At 39.5% G+C, this 8,364-nt stretch carries 9 protein-coding genes, 1 tRNA gene and 1 other RNA gene; 9 read left to right on the top strand and 2 right to left on the bottom strand.

Annotated features, from left to right (window positions below; all coding sequences use genetic code 11):
- Positions 1 to 142: 142 nt before the first annotated feature.
- Together ssrS and G322_RS0115365 are read right to left on the bottom strand one after the other, a co-directional pair.
- Positions 143 to 326, bottom strand: a non-coding RNA gene (ssrS, locus tag G322_RS22935) — 6S RNA.
- Between the two features lie 321 nt (positions 327 to 647).
- Positions 648 to 947, bottom strand: coding sequence for a cell division protein ZapA (locus tag G322_RS0115365; RefSeq protein ID WP_022942625.1), 300 nt, complete (start codon positions 945 to 947; stop codon positions 648 to 650).
- Between the two features lie 132 nt (positions 948 to 1,079).
- On the opposite strand from G322_RS0115365, the gene G322_RS0115360 reads away from it, so the two are divergent.
- From G322_RS0115360 to G322_RS0115320, 9 genes are all read left to right on the top strand, one after another.
- The gene (locus G322_RS0115360; protein WP_022942624.1) at positions 1,080 to 1,649 is read left to right on the top strand and encodes a UPF0149 family protein; all 570 of its coding nucleotides are present in this window, start codon (positions 1,080 to 1,082) and stop codon (positions 1,647 to 1,649) included.
- A gap of 15 nt (positions 1,650 to 1,664) precedes the next feature.
- On the top strand, positions 1,665 to 2,981 hold the full coding sequence (pepP, locus tag G322_RS0115355; RefSeq protein WP_022942623.1) for a Xaa-Pro aminopeptidase: 1,317 nt from the start codon (positions 1,665 to 1,667) through the stop codon (positions 2,979 to 2,981).
- On the top strand, positions 2,974 to 4,179 hold the full coding sequence (gene ubiH, locus G322_RS0115350) for a 2-octaprenyl-6-methoxyphenyl hydroxylase (RefSeq protein WP_022942622.1): 1,206 nt from the start codon (positions 2,974 to 2,976) through the stop codon (positions 4,177 to 4,179). Before pepP ends, ubiH begins: the two co-directional genes overlap by 8 nt.
- Entirely contained in the window at positions 4,176 to 5,381 is a 1,206-nt protein-coding gene (locus G322_RS0115345; protein WP_022942621.1) for an FAD-dependent monooxygenase, read from the top strand. The genes ubiH and G322_RS0115345 overlap by 4 nt, the downstream gene beginning before the upstream one ends.
- A gap of 71 nt (positions 5,382 to 5,452) precedes the next feature.
- Entirely contained in the window at positions 5,453 to 6,655 is a 1,203-nt protein-coding gene (gene fabV / locus G322_RS0115340; protein ID WP_022942620.1) for an enoyl-ACP reductase FabV, read from the top strand.
- Positions 6,656 to 6,831: 176 nt separating this feature from the next.
- Entirely contained in the window at positions 6,832 to 7,383 is a 552-nt protein-coding gene (locus G322_RS0115335) for a DUF924 family protein (protein ID WP_022942619.1), read from the top strand.
- A 12-nt stretch (positions 7,384 to 7,395) separates the two neighbouring features.
- A complete protein-coding gene (locus G322_RS0115330) occupies positions 7,396 to 7,758 on the top strand; it encodes a hypothetical protein (protein WP_022942618.1) in 363 nt (120 codons plus the stop codon).
- Positions 7,758 to 8,117: a DUF5329 family protein gene (locus G322_RS0115325; RefSeq protein WP_022942617.1), complete on the top strand. Its 360-nt coding sequence runs from the start codon at positions 7,758 to 7,760 to the stop codon at positions 8,115 to 8,117. The genes G322_RS0115330 and G322_RS0115325 overlap by 1 nt, the downstream gene beginning before the upstream one ends.
- Positions 8,118 to 8,190: 73 nt before the next feature.
- Positions 8,191 to 8,267, top strand: a tRNA-Pro gene (locus tag G322_RS0115320).
- Positions 8,268 to 8,364: the final 97 nt, after the last annotated feature.

The following is an 8,364-nucleotide window of genomic DNA, read 5'->3' as shown; positions in this document are numbered from 1 at the left end:
CCGAAGGTCGTACAGGTAAGTGTTGTCGTGTGTTTTTTTTTGAGAATGAGTAACCAAGGGGGTTGTTGTTGTTGTTGTTGACTTTGACCTTGAACCCGAAGGTCGTACAGGTAAGTGTTGTCGTGTTTTTTTTTTGAGAATGAGTAACCCAAGGGTATCGTTGTTGACTTTGACCTTGAACCCGAAGGTCAAGGTTGGTGTCTCAGTGTCTGCCGCAGGCTTCTCGATACGAGCCGAGCTTGCACAAGAGCATTCAATCCAAGTCACCGGGGTATTGCTTATCGGCTCAGGGACTTAGTCAAGATTAGCGGATACCCGAGGGTTAAAATAATTTTACGCTTGTTTCGATGCTTTGCAACGTTTTTTTGCTACTTTCGGAGTAACTTGATTTGCTTAATGAGTTGATTTTCATTAAAGCAATTTGTAATTACTCAGGCCGTTGCCATTTAAGGTATGTTTACGGTTAAACTTCAGTTAGCTATGATAACCGTGTTGAAAATGCTCATTTAAACCACTAAATTCCGCTTTTTTATCTTGAACTAGACATAAATGGCTTCGTCCTGAGCATTTACATTCTATTTTTATGAAAACATCTTAAATTTTAGGTGGGCTGAGTAGAGACAGCAATTTTAACGCGTTAAAATTGTTCAATATTTTTCTTTTTCTGGACGTAATGCTTGTTCTATCAAGTCTTGTAACAATTGAATGCGTTTATTGAGTGTTTGGGTATATTGCTCATTTTTCATTTTTTCAACATTAAGTTCATGGCAGTAGTTAAGCGCTGCCATGACAATATGTTGCTCATTACGGCGACCCGGAGCACTCTCTTTCATGCTTTTTAGCTGGTCATTGAATTGAGCCACAGACTTTTTTAGGCTGGCCTCCTCACCATCAGGACAGCCCATTTTGTATTGTTGGCCTAAAATAGAGATATCAAGATGTGCCATAACTAACCCATGTAAGAAAAGATGCCTTAATATAGCTAGCTAGTTAGCAACTTTCAAGTAATTACTAGCGACAATACCTGTCAAGAGGTAGTATTCAATCTCTTTTATTTCAATAATTATAGAGTTATATAGATGAGTATCGAGCCTTTACCCAATTTTGCTAAAATAACTGAGATTTTAGAAACTGCCGACCTATTTACCAGCGCCTCGGAGGTACACGGGGTATTGGCTGGGTTTATTTGTGGTGGTATTGATCTTAATTCGCAACGTTGGCTTACCCATTTTAATGATGTTATCAATGAGGGAATGGGGTTGCCGTTGAAAGCCAAGCAGCTTATTGGCTCTCTTCATGCGCAAGTGGTTAGCCAATTTACCGATGATGGTTTGGGCTTTTATCTATTACTACCCGATGATGATAAACCATTGGATGATCGTTGTGATGCAATGTCACAGTGGGCGCAAGGTTTTTTAGTGGGTTTTGGTATGGTGCAATCTGCATTAAATCAAGCCACTGAAGAAGTGCAAGAGTTGATTAAGGACATTCGTGATATTTCACAACTTAGTCTGGGTTTTGAGCAAGAAAATGAAGACTCGGAAATTGCTTACGCAGAGATTGTTGAATATTTACGTGTTGGTGCGATGCTCTGTTTCAACCATTTCTCGCGTAAACCGAGAACACCTATTTCTAAAACAATTCATTAATTTGTAGGTTCTATTATGCCAAATCAATTTCAGCTTCGCCGTTCGGCTTTTTTCAACAAGATGCAAGTGAATAGCATCGCTATTTTCCCCGCTTCGGTTGAGACAATCCGTAATAATGATTGTGAGTATCCCTTTAGACAGAATAGTGATTTTCATTATCTCACTGGCTTTAATGAGCCTGATGCGCTGTTAATGTTAGTCAAAAAATCAGATTCTTTAATCACGATTCTGTTTAACCGTAAAAAAGATAAAAACGCCGAAATCTGGCATGGTATTCGTCTCGGTCAACACGGTGCAATTACAAAATTAACAATGGATGACGCTTACCCCATTGATGAATTTGAACATCAGCTTGAAACGCGACTTAATGGCACGGAAGCGCTCTATTACCCTATGTTCCAATCTGACTCATTAGATAAAAGTTTAAAACGGGTGGTGAATAAATTACGTGCAGGAAAGCGTAAAGGAATAAGTACACCAAATTGCTATTTTGACTGTCTACCAATATTACATGAGATGCGTGTTATAAAATCAGATTTTGAGGCGGATTTATTAAGACAAGCAGCAGAAATTTCAGCTGCTGGTCATGTTCGTGCCATGCAAAAATGTCGTGTTGGCATGTGGGAATATCAGTTAGAAGCGGAAATTAAACATGAATTTGCGTTACAAGGTGCGCCTAATGTTGCTTACAATAGCATTGTTGCAGGGGGCAATAACGCCTGTATTTTACATTACACTGAAAACACCCAACAGTTAAAAGAAGGGGAGTTAGTGCTGATTGATGCGGGTGCTGAATACCAACACTACGCGGGTGATATTACTCGTACTTTCCCTGTCAATGGTAAGTTCACCGAGCATCAGGCTAAATTATATCAGTTGGTATTAGATACGCAGATCTTTGCCATCAATCAAATTAAACCTGGCATTGCGATGCTTGATATCAATGCAAAAGTGGTTGAATTGCTGGTTGATGGTTTATTGGAGCTCGGTCTGTTAAAAGGCTCGCGTGAGACATTGATCAAAGAGGAAGCACATAAAGCCTTTTATATGCATGGCATAGGTCACTATTTAGGGCTTGATGTACATGATGCCGGCAATTGTGGAACACTAGACAATCCTCGTCCTCTCGAAGCTGGCATGGCCGTTACTATCGAGCCGGGGTTATATGTAAGCTTTGACGCTGATGTGGAAGATTGTTGGAAAGGGATCGGTATTCGTATAGAAGATGATCTACTTGTTACCGCAACGGGTGTTGATGTTTTAAGTGCTGATGTGCCGAAAACAATCGATGAAATTGAAGCGTTGATGGCCGATGCACTGCAACATGGTTGAGAGAATTGAGTGTGATATTGTCATTGTTGGCGCTGGGATGTCTGGCTGTTTGTTAGCGCTCGCTATCATCAAAAAATCCCCCGCGTTAAACATTTTGTTAATTGATGATAATGATGAAAAAGTTGATAAAGGCTTACACCCTGGATTTGATGCGCGCAGTATCGCCCTCAGTGCGGGTAGTTGTGAGTTGTTGGCACAATTAAATCTGTGGGATTCGTTAGTAAAAAATGGTCAGCCAATAGAAGATATCCATATTTCTGATCGTGGTCATTTAGGGATTGTTGAACTTGAAAAATCACACTTTAAACAGCCCTTTGGTTATGTTGTTGAATTGCAAAATATAGGCCAATCACTACAAAAAAAATTGAGCTTAACAGCGCAGATCAAACGCCTTTATAATAGTCGCATTACGCACATAGAAAAACAGCGCAATAATATTGTTTGTGAACTGCAAAATGGACCGTTTATCCAAGCGAAACTTTGCATTGCAGCCGATGGTGCAAACAGTAAAACAGCAACGCTATTATCCATTGAAACAACACAAAATGATTATGCTTGCTCCGCTATTATTGCTAATATCTGTTGTGATAAACCCCATCAAAATCGTGCCTTTGAACGTTTTACCGACGCGGGACCTCTGGCACTATTACCACTTTCAGATAACCGTTATTCTCTGGTTTGGTCGGTTAAAAATAGTGAATTAGAAACCATTTTAGCACTTAATGAACAATCGTTTTTAGACCGGTTACAAATAGCCTTTGGTTATCGTGCGGGTATTTTTAGAAAAGCAGGCAGGCGTGATAGTTACCCATTAAAACTGAATACCACTGATAAACCCATTACTCACCGAGGGGTTGCGATTGGTAATGCTGCGCACTGTTTGCATCCTGTTATGGGGCAGGGTTTTAACCTTGGAATGCGTGATTTAAGTGTACTTGCAACAGTTATTGCACAGGCTGATGAGCTAGGTAGTTTTAATATGTTAAACGATTATTGGCAGGCACGTAAAAATGATCACCATAACACCATTAAATTAACCGACGCGATGGTGCGTCTATTTAGCAACAATTACCTTCCTTTGGTTATCGGGCGCAATATTGCATTACAAGCTATTGCTATTCTTCCTTCTCTTGGTGCGCCAATTGTTAAACAAGCAAAAGGGCAGTTTACTCTATTTATAAAAGAAGAAAAATCATGATGCTATCTTATGACTTAACCATTGTTGGTGGTGGTATGGTCGGGTTGACCTTAGCTGCTTCATTGGCTAAAAGTAACCTGAAAATTGCTATTATTGAAAACAGAGAAGCCACACCACTGAGTGATGCTCCTGCCTCACGTGTGAGCGCCATTAGTGCAACAAGTCGCACTATTTTTGAAAAAATAGGTGTCTGGCAATATATTAACCCTAAACGTATCACCCCTTATGACACTATGTGTGTTTGGGAAAAAGATAGCTTTGGTAAAATCGAATTTGATGCTCAGCAGGTAGAAGCAGAGCAGTTAGGTTATATTATCGAGAATGAGCAGATTCAGCATGCTTTGTTAACGGTTGTGCAACAACAGCACAACGTCACTTTTTATTGCCCTGATAAACTCAGCAATATTGCACTCGGTGATGGTGAGGCTTGGTTAACTCTTGATAGTGGTAAAAATATCACCACTAAGCTGGTGGTGGGGGCAGATGGAGCAAACTCATGGGTGCGCAAACAGGTGAATATTCCACTGACCCATTGGGATTATAATCATCATGCTATTGTGGCAACGATTAAGACTGATTTACCACATCAACACTGTGCCAGACAAGTATTTACCCCTGAAGGTCCACTTGCATTTTTACCTTTGTTTGAAAAAGATCTCTGCTCGATTGTTTGGTCTGTACCACCCGAAAAAGCAAAACAGTTACAAGCACTGTCGGCGATTGAGTTTAATAAGCAATTGACCCGCACCTTTGATAACCGTTTAGGTTTTTGTGAATTGCAAAGCGAACGTGTGAGCTTTCCGCTGACCATGCGCTATGCGCGCGATTTTGCTAAACATCGTATCGCCTTAATTGGTGATGCAGCTCATACTATTCATCCTCTTGCTGGACAAGGGGTAAACTTGGGTTTGTTAGATGCAGTTAGTTTGGCGCAATGTTTATTGAAAAGTAGTGAGTCAGAAAAAGATATCGGCTTATATGAAAACTTACGTCAATTTGAACGTTGGCGTAAAACAGAGGCTGCACAGATGATTGCGTCAATGGAGTTATTAAAACAACTCTTTCATGGTGATAACCCTGTGCAAAAAACCGTGCGAGATTTAGCACTGCTGTTTGCTGATAATGTTGCGCCACTTAAAAAACAGTTTATCAAACAGGCGATGGGATTAAGTGGAGAGCTCCCTACTATTTTGACCCATTAATAAAACAGTGTATATTGCCTACTTATTACATGTGCACTTAGACAAATTATTTAAAAAGAAGAGATTAAATTATGATCATCAAAGCAAAAATTCGTGGCTTTATCTGTACAACATCACACCCTGTAGGCTGTGGGAAAAACATACAAGCACAAATTAAATACACAAAAGATCAAGGCAAAATTAAAAATGGCCCAAAACGTGTATTAGTGATCGGCTCTTCAGCGGGTTATGGTATGTCATCTCGTATTGCAGCTGCATACGGCTCTGACGCTTCAACGATTGGTGTCTTCTTTGAAAAACCAGCAACAGAGCGTAAAACGGGATCTGCGGGTTGGTATAACAGTGCCGCTTTTGAAAAACAAGCACATGCTGATGGTCTATATGCAAAAAGCATTAATGGTGATGCATTCTCACATGAGATAAAAGCAAAAGTGATCGCGCTAATCAAAGAAGACTTAGGTCAAATTGATGCGATTATCTATTCAGTTGCGGCGCCAGTACGTAAAATGCCAGACACGGGTGAAGTGATTCGCTCAGCACTAAAACCAATCGATGAAACCTATGTTTCAACGGCGATTGATACCAATAAAAATATCATCATAGAAGCAAGAGTTGAGCCTGCGACAGATGAAGAAGTTGCTAATACGGTCACGGTAATGGGCGGGCAAGATTGGGAACTTTGGTTAAGCGCGCTTAGTGACGCTGGCGTACTCGCGACAGGTGTTAAAACCATTGCTTACTCATACATCGGTACAGAACTCACATGGCCTATCTACTGGAATGGCGCGTTAGGTAAAGCTAAATTAGATTTAGACCGTGCTTCTACAGCGATTCAAGCACAGCTTGCACCGCTCAATGGTGAAGCTTACGTTTCAGTACAAAAAAGTGTGGTAACACAGGCAAGCTCTGCAATTCCTGTCATGCCTTTATATCTTTCAATGGTCTTTAGAATCATGAAAGAGAAAGGCTTACATGAAGGGTGTATGGAGCAGATTCATCGTCTATTCATTACGCAACTTTATAAAGAAGATGGTAGCGCAGCGACAACCGATGAAGCGCGTCGCTTACGCCTTGATGATTGGGAACTTCGTGATGATGTTCAGCAAGCCTGTACAGAATTATGGCCATCAATCACCACTGAAAATCTTTTTGAATTAACCGATTACAAAGAGTACAAAGAAGAGTTTTTACAACTGTTTGGTTTTGGTATCGACGGCATTGATTATGACGTTGATGTGGACACATTAGTTGATTTTGATTGCCTAACGGTTTAACTCGTTCATTACATAAACAATAAAACACCCACTTTTGTGGGTGTTTTTGTTTTAACCTCATTAAACTGAAAAATAATTAGCAAGTATTACTTTAGCTGTACTAATAGCAAAGGCGAAACTAAAGTTTCACTTTCATCGCGTGATAACAAATTGGATGGAATGATATGGGAGTAAATATGTCAAAAAAAACAGATCCTAGTGGCATCATTAAATTTTGGTTTGAAGAAATTGATAGTGCACTTTGGTGGAAAAAAGATCTCGATTTTGATGCGCTGATCGCAATCCGTTTCAGTGATGTTTACCAACAAGCGTGTGTGGGTGAGCTATTTTCATGGCGAATAACGGCTGAAGGGCGACTTGCTGAAATTATCATATTAGATCAATTTTCTCGTAATATTTTTCGTGATAAAAAAGAGGCGTTTGCACAGGACAGTTTGGCTTTAGTCTTGGCGCAGGAAGCGATTAATATTGGCGCTGCTAAACAGTTAACCCAAGTACAACGTTCTGTTCTCTATTTACCTTTTATGCACAGTGAATCAATGCTTATTCATCAACAAGCAGAAATGTTATATGCTGACAATGGGTTACAGGCGAGTGTTGAATTTGAATTAAAACATAAGCAGATTATCGAACAATTTGGTCGTTATCCACACCGTAATCAACTATTAAATCGTCATTCTACACAACATGAAATTGAATTTTTAACGTTACCTAATTCAAGCTTTTAAGGGAAATATCAGATGAAAAAATTATTATTAACGGTATCAAGCATCTTTTTGTTAACTGCATGTGCGAATACACCCGCCCCAGAAAATGCATGGGTATATATCAGTAATGGTGCTATTCAGTGTGAGTCCGATGGAAAAACGGGGGCTGAAACAGAGCGATTACTGACCGAGAAAAATATCGTAGTGAGTAAAACAGAGTGTGGTCATCTCTCTAATGTTGCTGTTATTTTAATGTGTGGCGGACCTGCGACGAATATTAATGTACACCAAATCAAACATACAGATTTAGAAAAATCCCAAGCATTGGGTTTCCAAGATGTGATCACTTTAAAACAATTAGATAATTTAGGGTATGAAGCAAGCGAGTGTCAATAATGATAAAGATACTTTTTTCTACTCTGTTGCTATTAACCAGCACCTTTTCTGCTGCTGATAGTCATACCAATAAAGAGATCATGCACTTACTTGATTTTGTAGAAAAAACCGAATGTATCTATAATCGCAATGGGACGGAGCATAACGGTGTTGAGGCACGTCAACATATCCAGAAAAAATATGATTATTATCGTGATGATATAAACAGTGCACAAGATTTTATTGCTTATTCGGCCACTAAAAGTTTAATTAGCGGTAAAAAATACACCATTATATGTGTCGATCAAAAAGTACAATTTAGCGTAGATTGGTTAAATAGCGAGCTTAAAAAGTATCGTTTGCAATTACTTGAAAAATAACGGGATTAAATGCAATAAAGTCAGTTGTTTTTGTTGCATCTTTTCTCTAAGTTATTAAAATAGAAAATCAAATCGGTATGTAGCGCAGCTTGGTAGCGCACCGCTCTGGGGGAGCGGGGGTCATAGGTTCAAATCCTATCATACCGACCATCTTTTTAAGTGCAATCTAAACACCAATGTAGCGCGCTGTTTTAAGACAATGGGGCTATTCAGTAAGATCATACCGATCCTCTTTTTAAGTGCAATC

This window comes from Psychromonas hadalis ATCC BAA-638, from assembly GCF_000420245.1.
GTDB classification, from domain to species: Bacteria; Pseudomonadota; Gammaproteobacteria; order Enterobacterales; family Psychromonadaceae; genus Psychromonas; species Psychromonas hadalis.
The sequence above is the reverse complement of the archived record's forward strand: the minus strand, read 5'-3'. Positions and strand labels throughout refer to the sequence as shown.

Coding starts and splice junctions, on each gene's coding strand:
- G322_RS0115335 (WP_022942619.1), top strand. CDS start 6,832: ATGTCAAAAAAAACAGATCCTAGTGGCATCATTAAATTTTGGTTTGAA.
- ubiH (WP_022942622.1), top strand. CDS start 2,974: ATGGTTGAGAGAATTGAGTGTGATATTGTCATTGTTGGCGCTGGGATG.
- fabV (WP_022942620.1), top strand. CDS start 5,453: ATGATCATCAAAGCAAAAATTCGTGGCTTTATCTGTACAACATCACAC.
- G322_RS0115345 (WP_022942621.1), top strand. CDS start 4,176: ATGATGCTATCTTATGACTTAACCATTGTTGGTGGTGGTATGGTCGGG.
- G322_RS0115330 (WP_022942618.1), top strand. CDS start 7,396: ATGAAAAAATTATTATTAACGGTATCAAGCATCTTTTTGTTAACTGCA.
- G322_RS0115365 (WP_022942625.1), bottom strand. CDS start 947: ATGGCACATCTTGATATCTCTATTTTAGGCCAACAATACAAAATGGGC.
- pepP (WP_022942623.1), top strand. CDS start 1,665: ATGCCAAATCAATTTCAGCTTCGCCGTTCGGCTTTTTTCAACAAGATG.
- G322_RS0115360 (WP_022942624.1), top strand. CDS start 1,080: ATGAGTATCGAGCCTTTACCCAATTTTGCTAAAATAACTGAGATTTTA.
- G322_RS0115325 (WP_022942617.1), top strand. CDS start 7,758: ATGATAAAGATACTTTTTTCTACTCTGTTGCTATTAACCAGCACCTTT.